The following is a 16,417-nucleotide window of genomic DNA, read 5'->3' as shown; positions in this document are numbered from 1 at the left end:
AAGTTCGCAAAGGTAGCCATTAAGTTTGTGTTTAACAACATAAACACTATCTTTACCCGAGAAAAAATAAATGTTCATGAAAAGATTATACAGCTTGACACTGGCTTTCTTACTGGCAGCTGCAAGTCTTAACGCTCAAAGCTCAGAAAAAGCAGTGACTATCAAAACGAATGTCGGGACCATGAAGGCCCGGCTATACGACGATGTACCGAACCATGTACGTACATTTATCAACCGCGCCCAACAGGGAGAGTTCAACGGTACACTTTTTACCCGTGTTATCAAAGAGTTCATGATCCAGGGAGGAGCACCCGATTCAAAGAACGCACCTGCCGGAGCACGTTGCGGTTTCGGTGATTCGTCGGCAGAGATTATGCCGGAACTGAAAGATAAATATTTCCACAAGAGAGGTGCCCTTGCTGCCCCGCGCCAGAATGACGATGTCAATCCGGAAAAGAAATCGGATATGTCGCAATTCTTTATCGTACAGGGAAAAGTATATCGTAACGGGGAACTGGATACACTGGAACTGATCGCCAACCAGGATATACGGAAAAAGGCGCTGGATAAGTACTATCGTCCTATTGCCGTAGACCTGAAAATGTTGAAACAAAGCAACAAACGGGAATATAACAAACGAGTGTCTGCTGTAAATGCCCAAATAGATTCCATGATTCTGGCAACGCCAGGTCACCTGATCTTTACAGAAGAAGAGCGGAAGGCATACACAACAGTCGGCGGATGCCATCATCTGGATGGTATTTATACGATTTTCGGTGAACTGACAGAAGGGTTCGATGTGTTGGATGTTATTGCCAACCAGCCGAAAGACCAATATGACCGTCCCCAAAAAGATATCCGGATTATTAGTGTTACAATAGAATAAAATTCATCCAATATGCTGAAAAGAGATTTAATCATGGTACAGATAGAAGAACTGGGCAAGATGGTTGCCCAGGTAATCTTCAATCGTAATAACAATGCTGCTGCGAAGAATCCGGAGCTGATACAGACCGTTTTCGAGAACCTGAAACTGGATCAGGATTTCCTGATGACAACAGCTCCCGACGACATCCTCCGTTTTCTCGACAACGAAGAGAAAAGTGGTATCTTACGTCTTGAAATAGCGATCAAAACTTTGATCGAAAGCAGCTATCAGCAACCGAAGAACCAACCGGATATACTCCGCCGGGCAAAAGAATTGCTGGAATATCTACAGACACATGACACCACATTCTCGCTGGAAAGGGTTAATCTGCTGAATGAGATCGAAGAACAGATAAATAGCTGAGTCTTGATTTCAGGAAACCGAGTTCAATAACTCGGCTACTCCTTCCGCACAACGTTCTCCATCGATCGCTGCGGAGACAATGCCGCCTGCATAACCAGCTCCTTCCCCGCAAGGGAAAAGTCCTTTTATGGTTATATGCTGATAAGTGTCCCGATCACGAAGAATGCGAACGGGAGAAGACGTACGTGTCTCCACTCCTATCATCAGAGCTTCGTTGGTCAGAAAGCCTTTCGATGTCTTGCCGAAATGACGGAAGCCATCCCGCAAGCGACTGGTTACAAATTCAGGCATCCAAAAATGAAGCGGTGAGGCCAACAACCCAGGCGTATAAGAAGAAACAGGCAGGTCAAATGAATTCTTCTTATTGACGAAATCGTTCATACGCTGGGCAGGAGCTGTCTGTTTCATGCCCCCGTTTAACCAGCAGACTTCCTCCAAACGTTCCTGAAAAGCCATCAGGGCCAATGGAGAATCGGCAGGAACTGTTATCTCTTCGTGTTTCATCAGTTCTGTATAGTCTTCCGGACGGATCTCGACCACCATGCCGGAATTGGACCAGCGGGAACCACGATTGGACGGAGACATACCATTGACAACGACCTGTCTGGGACCACTTGCTGCCGGCACTACGAATCCCCCCGGGCACATACAGAAAGAATAGACTCCCCGACCGCTTGCCTGGGTTACAAAACTGTACTCGGCTGCCGGAAGATACTTGCCTCTTCCTTCTTTCCGGTGATACTGAATCTGGTCGATCAATTCTTGCGGATGTTCCAGACGTACACCTACGGCAATACCTTTTGCTTCGATAGGAATCTGTTTCTCATAAAGATAGCGGTAGACATCACGAGCAGAATGGCCTGTAGCCAGAATTACCGGACCATAGAAGCTTCTGCCCGTATTAGTCTCCACTCCGATCACTTCATCTTTTTCGATGATCAGTCTGTCCATACGGGTTTCAAAATGGACTTCTCCGCCACAACGGATGATCTGTTCACGGATATTTTCTATCACGCGGGGCAGTTTGTCTGTTCCTATATGAGGATGGGCATCAGCAAGAATAGATGTGCTCGCTCCATGCTGGCAGAAGACATTCAATATCTTATCTACCGATCCGCGTTTCTTGCTGCGGGTATATAATTTGCCATCGGAATAAGCTCCGGCACCACCTTCACCGAAACTGTAATTCGATTCACTGTTTACAGTATGTTCACGGCTGATCAGGGCTATATCCTTTTTACGTTCCCGCACATTCTTTCCTCTTTCGAGGATGACCGGACGCAAACCCAATTCGATCAGGCGAAGGGCAGCGAACAATCCTCCCGGACCGGCACCGACAACAACGACCTGTTTTCCACCCGACACATCCTTGTATTCCACAGACTGAAATTCCGGTTCTTCCGGCTGTTCACCGATGAATGCACGTAGCTTGACGTTCACATAGATCGTACGCTGGCGGGCATCGATAGAACGTTTTAGAACCCGGACAGCCTGTATATCTTTCGGAGCAGCACCGGTCTCACGGGCCACCACCTGTTTTAATAACTGTTCATTTACTGCTTCTTCCGGCAAGATGCGGAGTTGTAATTCTTGTATCATTATTTTAATCCTTTATGCTTAATTATTTAGTACAGGGGTATATAAAAAATAAGACCTCCCTGTGCCCGAAAGCCACTCCAGTCAGCATTCTTCGTCAATTTTTTGCTTTTATCTCCATCCATATACAGCTTCTTTACCGCATCCCATTCATAACCTATACTTAGGTTTACAGCAACAAAACTACATAACTTTAAACGGGCACCGATTGCAGGAGCCAGGAAAAAGTTAGGTCCGGTAAACTTTAACTGCTCTTCCATTCCCGGAACGTTTTCCGGTGCCGGATTACCTGATATATTATAATGTAATGATTCTTTCAGATTCACATTATTAAATATCATCCCAGAAGACATTTCCAGGTAAGGTCGCAAATGTAATTCACCTAAAAGAACATCGGTCAGCGTGTAACGGTAAAAGATACCCGCTTTATATCCCTTGGTTCGTATCACCAGACTATAATCTCCCGAATAATCCGAAACCCCTTTCTTACCCGCGGTATTCATATAGTCAAACAGACCTCCCAACTGGTGTCTTTTCCATTCAAAACCAATCCGCATATTATGCATCAGATAACCAGGAAAATTATCTGTCGTCTTCACTCCATTCAATTCGGGCAACATGGTATTCAACAGATCTTTCATTCCGGACATATTATACGAACCAAAGCCCGCATTATACTCTACGGTAATCTTTTGAGCATTTCCGGCAAATGAGCCGGTTAATAAAAAAAATACAATTATAAGCCTTTTCATTTCTTCAGATATTTTTCTATATGCAAAGCATATCCGGTATTGGACAACAAGACATTCCCATACAATTTACATTCGGAAAAAGAAGAGACTTCCTTTGTATACAAGACTGTATTGGTCTTCATATCTACGACTTTTACATTTCCCGAACCACGTAAAAGCAAAAAGCCGGTCTTGGGATCGACGTTGCTTACTAACATTCCCGGATAATCCAGCGAATGTACCAAAGATAGGTCACGACAATTGTACACCTGTATCTTTCCATTTGTCGAGACAATCAGCTGTTCGGGATTCAGAGGATTCATGCATAAACTGGAATAAGACAAATCCATCTTTTTCATCGATACGGGCCGGTTATTTTCCAGAATAACCATCGTAAATCCGCTTCTATCGCTATTCTCACAACACAGATAACGCCCGTCGGACGAAAAAGAAGCGTTATATGCATTCAGATATTCCGAAAACTCGAAAGAATTTTCCAATGCCCCGTCGGACATACGGTAAACAAGTACAGTCTGATTCAGAGAAGAAACAAGGCAGACCAATTTATCATCTTTCGTAAAAGTCATCGCTCCAACAAAAGAATAGGGATTTTCAAGCTTAATCGTTCGTACATGCTGCATTTCCTTACTTTCCAACACATCTATCGTCTGACTATGAGCTGCTGCCATCCGGCTATTGTACATAGACAATGCATAATTGTTCACATTATTACCGTCCGGACCTTTGTATTCTTTATACCGAATGATGTCCGGCCATAGCCAGTTTGTTATTTCACCGTATGAACTGACATACATTATATCTTCCTGCACATTATAGCCGTAACGCGCCCAGTTCTGTTCCGGGGCAATTAATATACCTGAACTTGCCTGTACACTTTCATATTTTTGTATATTGGCACCGAACACACGGTCTGCCTTATCCCAGGGAAGGACCTCAACGACCATCTCAGGATTCGATGCACCAAAAGCAGCATATGGAACACGAATAAAATCAGCAGCATACTCACTGACCAGCAGTTTCCGGTCATACTCGATGTTCATAACCGACTTATAAGGTCTTATAATGTTTATCTGCAAACTGTCCGGATCACTGGAATCATAGGTGATTTCCGGATACTGCATCGGTAGGTTGGCATATCCTAACAACCACGGGGTTCTGCCATTCTTAAAATAAACAGAAACCTGATAATCTGTAGATTGACCGATGTGAGATTTGCAAATATAGGAGAGCTGATCCCGATCGGTTATCTTCACATCCAGACTAGAACCGATCACCCTGTAATAATCGAATATCGATTCATTCAGTAACGGTTTCTCCCATGACAGTTCCAGATAGCCATCGGCATTCGTTTTGTAAGTCAGACTGTATGCAGGTTCTTCATAGGTTATGACTTCAACTGGCCAACTATATGTACCCAGGTAATTTTCCATTCCTGTCTGATCGGCAATACTTCCGGAGCCGGAGCTTACGTATATGTCACATTTTAATGTATAATTACCAACCGGAACTTCTCCTTTATTAATAACAAATACACCGGAAGCAACCTTCTCTATCCATTGCTTCTCTCCCATGTTAAAGATACAAACAACCAGTTTATGTCCTGAGGTATTCAGATTATACTTAATCGTCGTACTTTCTTCGGAAATAACAATCTTTTGACCATCATTATCGGCAGTCAGTTCAACACTCATCTCAATTTCGCCTGCAGGTTTTTCCACATCAATGAAGTTGTCTCCTACCTGATATTCACACCCTGTAAACAAAAGGATGAAAATATACAAAAGACATGATACATTTTTATTCATTCGTTATATCTGATTTTCATACAAGAAATATTTATCCAAACAATTGCCGGAAAGCCTCTTCTACTTTCCGTACCTGTACTATTTGTATCTTACATTTATTGGTATCGAACCCTTTCAGGTTATTATGAGGAATGATAATACGTGAGAATCCCAACTTCTCCGCTTCCAGAATACGTTGCTCGATACGGTTGACAGGACGGATCTCTCCCGACAAACCGACTTCACCACACATACAGACACCTTGTTCGATACTGATATCCAGACTCGATGAAAGGATCGCACTGATAACAGCTAAATCTATCGCAGGATCGTTTACCTTCAAACCACCGGCAATATTCAGAAAGACGTCTTTCTGTATCAACTTAAATCCGGCACGTTTCTCCAGGACGGCCAGAAGCATATTCATTCTCCGAAGATCGAATCCGGTCGCACTACGTTGCGGAGTCCCGTAGACAGCAGAACTGACCAATGCCTGTGTCTCAATCAGGAAAGGACGTATCCCTTCGATGGCTGCAGCAATCGCCACACCGCTCAACCCTTCATGATTTTGTGTCAGCAATAACTCTGACGGATTGCTGACTTCACGCAAGCCATCCTGACGCATTTCATAAATACCCAGTTCCGCCGTGCTACCGAAACGGTTTTTAATGCTCCTGAGGATGCGGTACATATAATGCTGATCGCCTTCGAACTGAAGAACCGTATCGACGATATGTTCCAATACTTTCGGTCCGGCAATACTTCCTTCTTTATTAATATGGCCTATCAACAAAACAGGCACACCACTTTCTTTGGCATATTTCAGGATTGCAGCACTACACTCACGCACCTGCGATACGCTACCGGGAGAAGATTCTACGATCTCCGTATAGATTGTCTGAATAGAATCTATGATTAATAAATCAGGTTGTACGTTGCGTGCCTGGATAAATATTTGTTCCAGATTCGTTTCACTCAGGATAAAACATTCCGGATTTTCGTGAGCGATACGATCGGCACGAAGTTTCAGTTGCCGACTACTTTCCTCGCCGGATACATATAATGTTTTCAAATTATTCAGCCTCAAAACAGTCTGCAAAACCAGGGTAGACTTACCGATACCCGGCTCACCGCCAATCAGTACCAACGAACCTTTGACCAAACCGCCTCCCAGGACACGATTCAGTTCTTCGTCTTTCAAATCGATTCGGGTTTCTTCTTCGGATGTAATGTCACGCAACAAGACCGGACGGATTTTTCCTGTTTCCGTAATACCGGGAATAATACGTTTTGCCGCAGGTTCTTTAGTAGCTACGATCTCTTCCACATAGGTATTCCACTCGCCGCAATTCGGACATTTACCGATCCATTTAGGAGAGTCTGCTCCACAATTGGAGCAGACGTATACTGTTTTTGTCTTAGCCATACATCTTTAAGATTTGGCGTAAAGATAGGAAAAGTTAGCCAAATAAGTCGAGTGTAAGTTGTTTCTTCTCCGCCTCCAGCTTACGCAGGTGGCGCTTGCCTTGCGGAGTAACGATTTCCATTTTATCAAAACGGGTACGAATCACAGTGGTCACGGTATAGCTGATATTGATCGTCTCGCCCATCTCACTTAATTTACGAGCAATCTCCAGTACACAATCGATGCACATACCGCTTGTAAAAGATATCTTTTCATCGAACATCTGCTTTTTGAAATCTTCATCGCACATGTAGAAGTCGATCGTCTCGCCACCTTTGTTATAAATACCTTTCCAACGATAACGACTATCCTTCAATACCGGCGAGATAATCTCAATGGTAGCTTTATTATCTTTGACAGTCGGCAGGTCATCCGAACGAAGAATAAAGTAATCAAACTGTTCGCGCTTCACCTCCAAGGAGCCGGAACGGCTACGATTTTTATCATTCAATTCACGTACATTGATCTTCGTTACTTTGGGATATCCACGCAACGCTTCGTAAAAGTTGGATTTATATTTACAGAACTTCGGCCAGGATGCCAACAATTCCACCAGTTCGCGAGGTATCAAAGCCCCCGCCTGTTTCAATTTAAGCGAACGTTTCAATAAGGAGATTTCCTTCTGCATATCCTCTTCGTCGACATTCGTCCTGTCGACTAAAGGTTGACCGCCGACAGACAATGTCGGCCTGGTTAAAACCTGCATCAGAATATTCAATACTACTGAGATAGAGCGCGAGCTCTCACCTGCTATCGGCCATACGACCCGGTATCCGCCTTCCTGCGAAAAGGGTTCACAATGGGCAGTCATCTTCACGTCCAGTACATCTGCCAACACACGCAGCATGGAAAGTATCTCTTTCTCACAGCGATGTTTGACCCAGGCATCCATATAACTGGACTTATCGTTAAATGAATAACGTAATTCAAGTTTGTTGTCAAACTTTATCATAAAGTCATTGTGTTATTTGTCCTAATTCCTGCTAATTATTTCACGGGTTGTTCTTTCGGTTTACGGTCGAAGAACGGGTTTTTAGAAGAGGCGCTGACCGGAATGGCCATCACACTCCTGCTCTCTCCCAGCCATCCCAAACGTTGGGCTGCCAGACCGGCACTGAACATAACACGGGTATCCAGACGCAAATCGGATGCGGTTGCACAAGCCGAACCGATAGCAATACCCAAATCGACAGAGTTGATAGCACACGGTACTTCTGCCGGCTTCTCTACGCAGGTTTCAAAACCGCAATGAGCACAGTTGAGTCCTTGTACCTGCTGCCGTGTACCCAATATCACGATTGCTTCCGCACTTAAAATATTATCTGCATCACGCAAAATGAACTTAAATCCGGTCTCTGCCGCCAGGTTCAGCATCTCGTCAGACAAACGTTGTATATCTTCGCCGGTAACCATTGCTATTTCTATAATATCGATCCCCTTCCCCTTGGGAGCCGTACGCGCAGCCGTCATCATCTGACGGACAGCCTCTAACACATGTTCGTGCCGTATTTCTCTTTCGTTCTGTATCATCTTTTTATTGGTTTAGCAGGAACAAAGATACACTTTTACTCGCTTTCGAGTTCAAGATTAGTCATCTTTTCTGTAATCATGAACGGATAATCGGGATATTCGTACAAGCTGAAACGCGGTTCTGTCTTTCCTTCGCAATAATTCCAGATGCTGCGATATTCTTTCACGTCCTCTCCCATCTCTTCCAATTGCCTCAAATAAGCAGCCACCGACTTATTCTCTACAATATATACTTGCCCCAGCTTATCGATGATCGGACTATGGCGACGGCCGGTATCATGATCAAACTTCAGGATGCGCTTCCCTTCGGCCGTTAATCCTACGGTTTTAAATGTCATACTTTTACCTATTGCAGGAAGATTCAGAACATTACGGTCTGTGGCTGCGAACAACAGATGATTCTCACGCAGGAAATTATATAGTTTCCTGCCTAAAGGACGTTTATTGGTCACTATATCGTCCAGTTCTGCCAGCTTATCATCGGGTACTCTACCGAAAATCTTCTCTTCATGTTGTTCCTGGAGCGAACGGCTGTTTGGAGTAAAAACAGCATAATTTTCATGGAAGCCTTTCACCGAGAACGTATAATAACATATCACACCGGCAGAATTGAGCGTCTGCCGTAATTTGGCAGTATGTCCGCGGCGGGAAGCAGCAACCGTATAAACCAACTGGTTCGTGATCACCCATCCGGCATCGAGTATCGCCTTTATAGCACGTTTAGCTTCAGGAGTCACTTCCAAAGGGGATTGAAAATGTGTTTGAACAATAAACTGGGAAACTCCGACAGTCGATGCTTTTTCCTTGAACTCTTTAAGGATAGATACCAGTTCGTCGGTAATTCGCAAAGGTAGATAAGCAAGCAAACGTGACCCCAAACGGACTCGTTGCAATTCGGCCAACTTCTCACCTTCCGGACGCAGTTCATTCGCCTTGCGTTTGCGGACTGCCATTTTATATACGGCTTCCAATATTTTACGCAATGTGGCGTTCTGGCTCATCAGGGCATCTCCCCCGGTGATCAGTATATCACGCAACTGTGCGTCTTCTTCAAAATAATGCATTAAACGGCGCAACTTCTTATCCCAGGTCTCTTTCGGTTTCAATGCTTCAAAATCGAAATTAAGACGTTCACTCTGAAAGTCATACATACGCTGGCAAGAGGCGCATAAACCTCCGCAGGCCCTTCCCATCGAATCAGGGATCAGAATAGCAACCTCTGGATAACGACGGTGAATATTATGTCCTTCCGGCAAAAGCCATCCGGCTGCATTCGGCTTACCGGCTTCCACGATATCTTCTTTTTCCCAGGCTTTTATACTGCCGTAAGTATCGACCAGTTCATTTGAATAAAGGATATATGAACGGATCGTTTTATCATCATATCCGTCTTCTCCGGGATTCAATAACGACAAGTAGTAAGGTGTAACGAAAAACGGCATTCCTTTTTTCCTGGCCCGCGCAAGGAGCTGCATCATTTCTTCCGAAAGGGATTCTCCCAGGAAATAATTCAGTTCGGTCGGACTTTTGATTGCCAAAGCCAGATGAAAACGTGCAGTATTCCACCATTCTTTCACCTGGTCATACTTTTCTTCATAAGTCATTTCCGGTGAGAACTGAAAACGGGAGGAAGGAGCGTTCCTACGTTCGATCTTACGGATCAGTCTCTTTATAATACGGTCTTTATTGGCTTCACGTATCGCAATGACATCTTCATCCAATCCTGTAGGCCAGCGATTCATCTGGCGTTTCACCAAAGCACGGTCCGGCTCAACAGTCTCCGGATGCTCCAACAACGTGAACTGATGATAAAGATCTATAAACAGGTCAGGTGAAACCTCTTCCGTCAACTTTCCTGCCAATAATTGCCAGAAATAAGTGATAGTCTGTATAGACATCTCCTCTCCGGTCGAAAGCTCATCTATCGGAGATCCGTCATATTCTATTAAAAGTAAAATACGCTTCGCCACGGCATTCCCCATATTACTGCCACCTCCGTTGATTTCAATCCGGGAAGAAACGAATGAGCGTAGAGCTTCCCTGAACAATTTCACGTTCCGGCTCTCTTCCGCCATTGTCACCAAATGAGGAAAGTCCCTGTTAAACACTTTGAGTAAATAAGAATTGTCGTACGTTAGTTCTTTTCTTTTAATCATAAACATCACTGCTTTTTAGATAGATTAGAATAATATTATAAATCATGCCACTCACCTGGAGAGATTATATCCGGGGATACGGGTTATCAAATCATAAGAAATGGTTGAAGTAGTCCAGACTGTTACACATGTCCACAAATATAACATTTTTAATCGAAAAACTATGAATATCCACTTTTAAAACATTCTAATCGACAAAAAATAAAGAGCAAAATGACATTTCTGTGAGCTTTTAATTACATTTTGATCTCATTTAGGGCATTACACGAGAAAGAGGGTATTTTTACTTTTACACAAACCTTGAAAAATATGCGTTATAATTTGTTTTTATCAAAAACTATTTTTATTTTTGTGACAAGTAATATTTGAGGCTAAAGCCTCTCATTTTTAGGTAAAGGTATTGGTCATTATAAGTATTAAAAAAGTCTACTTGTGAAAGTAGACTTTTTTATTTTATCCAGAACACACCTCTCTTTTGTAACAGAAATGTAACAGTTATTTCACTCTGCCGAAATACCGAATGCCTTCCTTTGCAGAAAATAATTAATTTTGTAAACGATGGAATGAATTGTTCATTTCAAATAAAATAAAAAGACTATGGATATGCCCCGAATACTTGTTGTGGATGATGAAGAGGACTTGTGCGAAATCCTCAAATTCAATCTGGAAATAGAAGGTTACGAAGTGGATACCGCCTTCAGTGCAGAAGAAGCTTTAAAAAAGGATCTATCTGTTTATCAACTACTTTTACTGGACGTCATGATGGGAGAAATCTCCGGATTCAAGATGGCGAGTATTTTAAGGAAAGAAGAAAACACTTCCAATATCCCGATTATCTTCCTGACAGCGAAAGATACTGAAAACGATATGTTGACAGGCTTTAACCTGGGAGCGGACGATTATATTTCAAAACCATTTTCGATCCGTCAGGTAGTCGCACGTGTTAAAGCCGTGTTACGAAGAACGGCTGAAAAGGAAAAAGTCGATATAAACGAGCGCCTCAACTATGAAACATTAGTGTTAGATACAAAACGTATCAAAGCATCGGTTGACGGCAAAGAAGTGCCCCTGACCAAAAAAGAATTTGAAATACTTAAATTACTATTGGAGAATAAAGGGAATGTTTTTTCACGCGAAGAGATATTGTCACGCATCTGGAAAGACGAAGTATATGTGCTGGACCGTACAATAGACGTAAATATTACCCGGTTACGGAAAAAGATAGGCCCTTACGGAAAAAACATTGTTACCCGCCTCGGCTTCGGTTATTGTTTTGAATGCTAATCCTGTTATTTGAATTATGGTAAGAGTAGAAAAGATGAGAAACCGGATGCCGTTCAGTCAACGGCTATTCTGGTCCATTTTTGTGATGTTCCTTGGATTCACTGTTTGTTTTCTGTTGTTTCAATATCAACGGGAACGGGAATTTTCGCAGGAAAAGTTGAATAATGTATTGAGTAACTATAATTACCAATTATTTCGCCGTACCCAACAAGATGCCGATATCAACAAAGTCGTACAGCAATTCATCGAGGAGATTCCACAGAAAGAGTTACGTGTAACAATTATCGATCCTAACGGTAAAGTGCTATTCGATAATAGCGGAACAGAAGAATTTAATAATCATAACGACCGCAGCGAAGTACGTAAAGCCCGTTTGTATAACGAAGGCTTTGCCATCCGAACCTCCGGATCGACAGGCAGACGATATTTTTATTCGGCCAGCAACATCGGCAGCTATATCTACCGCTCGGCACTCCCTTATGATCCGTATGTGCAAAGTGCCTTATCGACAGACAAGGACTTCATATATTTTATGATATTGATGACCCTGATTTTTTTCTTCGTCCTCTCCCGTTTCACTTTCAGTATCGGCCGGACCATCTCCAAATTACGAGATTTTGCCCTGAATATTGAAAAAGACCGGATACCGGAGACTGATTATACCTTTCCCAATGATGAACTAGGCGATATTTCAAAGAACATCATCACTTTATATCATCAACAGCAAAAGGCAAAAGACGAACTCTCTATGGAGCGTGAAAAGCTGATAAAACATTTCCAATATGCCAAAGAAGGGTTTGCCATGTTTACACCCGAAGGGAAAGAGATCCTGTCGAATATTCTTCTCATTCAGTTCTCGAACGTTATCTCCGACAGTCAGATACGGCAAGCCGAGGAAGTGATAGAGATCCATGAGCTGGAACCGATCAAGGCATTTCTGAATAAAAATATTCCTAATACGAATCGTAAACGCAAGGTTTTGCGTGAATCTGTCACCATCGATAAGAACGGAAAAATATTCCTGATCGAATGTATCCTGTTCCTGGATAACAGCTACGAGATCTCCATCAATGACATTTCGCGCCAGGAAGAGGAAAGCCGGATGAAACGTCAGCTTACACAGAACGTAGCACACGAGTTGAAAACACCCGTCAGCAGCATTCAGGGATATCTGGAAACGATCATCAGCAATCCGGAACTCACTTCCGACAAACGTCAGTTTTTCCTGGAACGTTGTTACTCACAAAGTACCCGCCTGACAGGATTATTACGGGATATTTCTGTTCTGAACCGTCTGGACGAAGCTTCCGACATGTTCGATCTGTCTGATATAAACATTCCGAAACTGATCGCAGAGATCCAAAAGGAATGCTCAAAAGAGATGGAAGAAAAACAGATTACTTCCGAGATTATTTTGCCCGGTGATCCTACGATACACGGTAATTATTCATTATTATATTCTATCTTCCGGAATCTATATGACAATTCAATTGCCTATGCCGGAGAAGGAAGCCGGATCACGGTAAACTGTTATAAGGAAGATCCTAAATTCTATTATTTCAGCTTTGCAGATAACGGTGTCGGTATTTCAGAAGAACATATCAACCGGATCTTTGAAAGATTCTACCGGGTGGATAAAGGACGCAGCCGGAAAGTCGGAGGAACCGGATTAGGATTGTCTATCGTTAAAAACGGAGTCAATTTCCATAAAGGACAGATCTCTGCAAAAAGCAGCCCGGGGAAAGGAGTCACTTTCTTCTTTACCCTGAAGAAAAAAATATAAACATAAATTACATGTATATATAGTATATAAATGTGTCGTATTTTATATCTTCGCGCCCTATTTTTTCTTAAAAGATAAGGCAAAGATGAATATAAAAGATTTGACATGCGGTCTGGATTTCGGAACATCCAATTCCATTATATCACTCACAGACAAAGCAACACGGAAAGAAGTATTTTCATACAGCACCAGTTCCATTCTGTACTTTCCGGACACAAATGAAATGAAATACTATGTGGGAAAAGAAGCCCACAATAAATACATAGAAGAAGAAATGACCGGGCGTCTGCTGAAATCCGTCAAGACGCTGCTCCGTCAGGACAAATTTCTTTCTACCTGGATATCCGGTAAAAGAATGACGCCCGATCAGCTCGTTACCTGCATCATCCGCCATCTGAAAGAAAAAGCGGAAGCCTTTACCGGCACAGAAATAACCGATGTGATACTCGGAAGACCTGCTGTTTTCTCTGAAGACATAAAACAGGAAAATCTCGCTGTCAATCGCTTGACGCTTGCCGCCCGCAATGCTGGTTTCAAAAATATCAAGCTGCAACTGGAACCAATCGCTGCCGCCCTCTCCTACGAACAACAACTCGACCATAGTGAAAATGTACTGGTAGCTGATCTCGGCGGCGGTACGTCCGATTTTACCATTATGAACCTGTCGCCCGGGAAAATCCGGAAAGAAGACCGCAAAGACGATATCATTGCTCATGGCGGTGTCTATATCGGCGGTGACCTGTTCGATTCGGAAATCATGTGGTATAAAGTGACTCCTCACCTGGGCCGCGGTGTCAAATATCAATCCTACGATAAGGAAATTGAAGTTCCCTCCATCCTTTACCGTGAACTGAAAAACTGGGAAAGGACATTTATGCTGAAAGAAAGTAAGCTGCGCCGTTCGATGGATAGTTACTATCATCTTTCAGGTAACAATCCCAGAATAAACAATGTCAGGGTTTTAATAGACAATAACTATGTATTCTCCCTATTCAAAAGAATCGAACAGTCCAAGATAAACCTCTCGGACGGAAAAGAAACTACGATAGACTTTGAAAAGGATGCTATCAGCATACACGAACCTTTCACACCATCCGAGTTCGCCACGATCATCGAACGACATACGAACGAGATCGAGCAGTACCTCCGCAAGATGCTCGAAACAGCCAAATACAAAGCCGAGGATATCGATTCGGTTTTCATCACAGGCGGCAGCAGCCTTGTTATTCCGGTAAGAGAAATTCTTTATCGTATCTTCGGAGAGGATAAGATACGCACAGGAAATACTTTTAATAGTGTGGCATACGGGTTATCGCTCAGTTACTAATCTCTAATAGATATCAAAACAAAGGCTATACGAAAAACTCATCGATGCTTTTCATATAGCCTTTAATTATACCTTTGATTTTCTATCAACGTTCGGATATCGGAACATAAGTCGCTTCTTCCAGAACATTCTTATAAGCCGGACGGATGATACGTTTACCGTCGAAGTGCAGCTCTTCGATACGGTGGGCAGTCCAACCTACAATACGTGCCATAGCGAATAGCGGTGTATAGATTTCCTGCGGCAGACCGATCATTTCATAGACAAAGCCGGAATAGAAGTCTACGTTTGAAGAAACACGTTTCTTCGTTCCTTTATGCTTCGCAAAACATTCGATAGCACGTTCTTCCAGTAACTCCAGGAAGGCGAACTCTTCTTCGCGTCCTTTTTCCTTTGCCAGATCGCGGGCCAGTTCTTTAAGTACGACGGCACGCGGATCGGAAATGGTATAGACGGCATGACCAATACCATAAATCAAACCGGTCTTATTATAGGCTTCTTTATTCAGCATACGCATAAAATACGTATCTATTTCATCTACATTCTTCCAATCGCCGATGTTCTCTTTCAGGTGATGGAACATATCGACAACCTGAATATTGGCCCCACCATGCAACGGGCCTTTCAGCGAACCGATACCAGCCGCAATGGAAGAATAAGTATCAGTTCCTGTCGAACTGGTTACGCGAACCGTAAAGGTCGAGTTGTTACCACCGCCGTGTTCAGCCTGTAAAACAAGCAATAAATCCAATGTACGGGCATCCAGTTCGGTAAAGTCCTTTTTCAGCATGTGCAGGAAGTTCTCTGCAAGCGAAAGATTTTCGTGCGGGTGGCGAATATGCAACGAACGGCCGTGTGTACTATGACGGAAAATATTATAAGCATAAGCTATTATGGTCGGGAACCGGGAGATCAGTTCAATAGACTGACGCATCAGGTTGTCACGGGAGGTATCGTCCGGATTCGGGTCGAAAGTATACATTTCCAGTACGCTGCGAGCCAATATATTCATAATATTCTGGCCTTCCAGATCGAGAATATTCATCTTTGTTTTCTGTTCCAGCGGCATGTTGTCGCAGATCAGTCCTTTGAAAGATTCCAGTTCCTCCTTATCGGGCAATTTGCCGGAAAGAAGCAGATAAGCAACCTCCTCAAAACCGAAACGTTTTTCCTTGATCAGAGCATGTGCCAGATCTTCGACATCATAACCTCTGTAAAACAATTTCCCGGGGATGGCTTTCAAACCGCCGTTATCCGGCAGACGTTCGTAACCGACCACATTACCTATCTTGGTCAATCCGACCAATACGCCGCTGCCGTCTTCATTGCGCAAACCGCGTTTCACGTTATACATCGGGAACAGTTCATTATCGATCTTGCAGGCATCCTTCGACGCATCCGACAGCTTATAAATAAGATATTCTTTTTTCATCACGAATTATTTTTACG

Annotated in this window: 13 protein-coding genes; 5 read left to right on the top strand and 8 right to left on the bottom strand. The window is 43.2% G+C overall.

What is annotated here, in order from left to right:
- Positions 1-76: 76 nt before the first annotated feature.
- Positions 77-886, top strand: a complete 810-nt coding sequence (locus DWW23_RS07450) for a peptidylprolyl isomerase (protein ID WP_122352855.1) — start codon at positions 77-79, stop codon at positions 884-886.
- A 33-nt stretch (positions 887-919) separates the two neighbouring features.
- Entirely contained in the window at positions 920-1,291 is a 372-nt protein-coding gene (locus DWW23_RS07445; protein WP_229800947.1) for a hypothetical protein, read from the top strand.
- 9 nt (positions 1,292-1,300) lie between these two features.
- Here DWW23_RS07445 and DWW23_RS07440 read toward each other — a convergent pair whose 3' ends face one another.
- From DWW23_RS07440 to DWW23_RS07410, 7 genes are read right to left on the bottom strand one after another with little or no spacing between them, the layout of a single operon-like run.
- On the bottom strand, positions 1,301-2,890 hold the full coding sequence (locus tag DWW23_RS07440) for an NAD(P)/FAD-dependent oxidoreductase (RefSeq protein WP_122352652.1): 1,590 nt from the start codon (positions 2,888-2,890) through the stop codon (positions 1,301-1,303).
- A 26-nt stretch (positions 2,891-2,916) separates the two neighbouring features.
- Positions 2,917-3,639, bottom strand: a complete 723-nt coding sequence (locus tag DWW23_RS07435; RefSeq protein ID WP_122352651.1) for a hypothetical protein — start codon at positions 3,637-3,639, stop codon at positions 2,917-2,919.
- Positions 3,636-5,444, bottom strand: coding sequence for a hypothetical protein (locus DWW23_RS07430; RefSeq protein ID WP_122352650.1), 1,809 nt, complete (start codon positions 5,442-5,444; stop codon positions 3,636-3,638). Before DWW23_RS07430 ends, DWW23_RS07435 begins: the two co-directional genes overlap by 4 nt.
- Positions 5,445-5,475: 31 nt before the next feature.
- Positions 5,476-6,849, bottom strand: a complete 1,374-nt coding sequence (gene radA / locus DWW23_RS07425; RefSeq protein ID WP_122352649.1) for a DNA repair protein RadA — start codon at positions 6,847-6,849, stop codon at positions 5,476-5,478.
- 34 nt (positions 6,850-6,883) lie between these two features.
- Entirely contained in the window at positions 6,884-7,840 is a 957-nt protein-coding gene (locus tag DWW23_RS07420) for a hypothetical protein (RefSeq protein ID WP_122352648.1), read from the bottom strand.
- A gap of 35 nt (positions 7,841-7,875) precedes the next feature.
- Positions 7,876-8,418 (bottom strand): ferredoxin domain-containing protein, encoded by a 543-nt coding sequence (locus tag DWW23_RS07415; RefSeq protein WP_122352647.1) that lies wholly within the window; start codon positions 8,416-8,418, stop codon positions 7,876-7,878.
- A gap of 35 nt (positions 8,419-8,453) precedes the next feature.
- Complete coding sequence (locus DWW23_RS07410) at positions 8,454-10,574, bottom strand: KamA family radical SAM protein (protein WP_122352854.1); 2,121 nt, start codon at positions 10,572-10,574, stop codon at positions 8,454-8,456.
- A 597-nt stretch (positions 10,575-11,171) separates the two neighbouring features.
- On the opposite strand from DWW23_RS07410, the gene DWW23_RS07405 reads away from it, so the two are divergent.
- The 3 genes from DWW23_RS07405 (at position 11,172) to DWW23_RS07395 (ending at position 14,968) form a co-directional block, all read left to right on the top strand.
- Positions 11,172-11,858 (top strand): response regulator transcription factor, encoded by a 687-nt coding sequence (locus DWW23_RS07405; RefSeq protein WP_122352646.1) that lies wholly within the window; start codon positions 11,172-11,174, stop codon positions 11,856-11,858.
- A 16-nt stretch (positions 11,859-11,874) separates the two neighbouring features.
- Positions 11,875-13,641 (top strand): ATP-binding protein, encoded by a 1,767-nt coding sequence (locus DWW23_RS07400; RefSeq protein ID WP_122352645.1) that lies wholly within the window; start codon positions 11,875-11,877, stop codon positions 13,639-13,641.
- A gap of 85 nt (positions 13,642-13,726) precedes the next feature.
- On the top strand, positions 13,727-14,968 hold the full coding sequence (locus DWW23_RS07395) for an Hsp70 family protein (protein WP_122352644.1): 1,242 nt from the start codon (positions 13,727-13,729) through the stop codon (positions 14,966-14,968).
- Between the two features lie 85 nt (positions 14,969-15,053).
- Here the strand turns inward: DWW23_RS07395 and DWW23_RS07390 are convergent, their stop codons facing one another.
- The gene (locus tag DWW23_RS07390; RefSeq protein WP_122352643.1) at positions 15,054-16,400 is read right to left on the bottom strand and encodes a citrate/2-methylcitrate synthase; all 1,347 of its coding nucleotides are present in this window, start codon (positions 16,398-16,400) and stop codon (positions 15,054-15,056) included.
- Positions 16,401-16,417: the final 17 nt, after the last annotated feature.

The sequence above is a fragment of the Parabacteroides sp. AF14-59 genome, from assembly GCF_003479515.1.
Taxonomy (GTDB): Bacteria; Bacteroidota; Bacteroidia; order Bacteroidales; family Tannerellaceae; genus Parabacteroides; species Parabacteroides faecis.
This window is presented reverse-complemented; position numbering and strand designations above follow the sequence as displayed.

Bases quoted from the DNA above. Each gene is read 5' to 3' on its own strand.
- DWW23_RS07435 (WP_122352651.1), bottom strand. From the start codon at position 3,639: ATGAAAAGGCTTATAATTGTATTTTTTTTATTAACCGGCTCATTTGCC.
- DWW23_RS07440 (WP_122352652.1), bottom strand. From the start codon at position 2,890: ATGATACAAGAATTACAACTCCGCATCTTGCCGGAAGAAGCAGTAAAT.
- DWW23_RS07410 (WP_122352854.1), bottom strand. From the start codon at position 10,574: ATGATTAAAAGAAAAGAACTAACGTACGACAATTCTTATTTACTCAAA.
- DWW23_RS07390 (WP_122352643.1), bottom strand. From the start codon at position 16,400: ATGAAAAAAGAATATCTTATTTATAAGCTGTCGGATGCGTCGAAGGAT.
- DWW23_RS07420 (WP_122352648.1), bottom strand. From the start codon at position 7,840: ATGATAAAGTTTGACAACAAACTTGAATTACGTTATTCATTTAACGAT.
- DWW23_RS07395 (WP_122352644.1), top strand. From the start codon at position 13,727: ATGAATATAAAAGATTTGACATGCGGTCTGGATTTCGGAACATCCAAT.
- radA (WP_122352649.1), bottom strand. From the start codon at position 6,849: ATGGCTAAGACAAAAACAGTATACGTCTGCTCCAATTGTGGAGCAGAC.
- DWW23_RS07445 (WP_229800947.1), top strand. From the start codon at position 920: ATGGTACAGATAGAAGAACTGGGCAAGATGGTTGCCCAGGTAATCTTC.
- DWW23_RS07400 (WP_122352645.1), top strand. From the start codon at position 11,875: ATGGTAAGAGTAGAAAAGATGAGAAACCGGATGCCGTTCAGTCAACGG.
- DWW23_RS07405 (WP_122352646.1), top strand. From the start codon at position 11,172: ATGGATATGCCCCGAATACTTGTTGTGGATGATGAAGAGGACTTGTGC.
- DWW23_RS07415 (WP_122352647.1), bottom strand. From the start codon at position 8,418: ATGATACAGAACGAAAGAGAAATACGGCACGAACATGTGTTAGAGGCT.
- DWW23_RS07450 (WP_122352855.1), top strand. From the start codon at position 77: ATGAAAAGATTATACAGCTTGACACTGGCTTTCTTACTGGCAGCTGCA.
- DWW23_RS07430 (WP_122352650.1), bottom strand. From the start codon at position 5,444: ATGAATAAAAATGTATCATGTCTTTTGTATATTTTCATCCTTTTGTTT.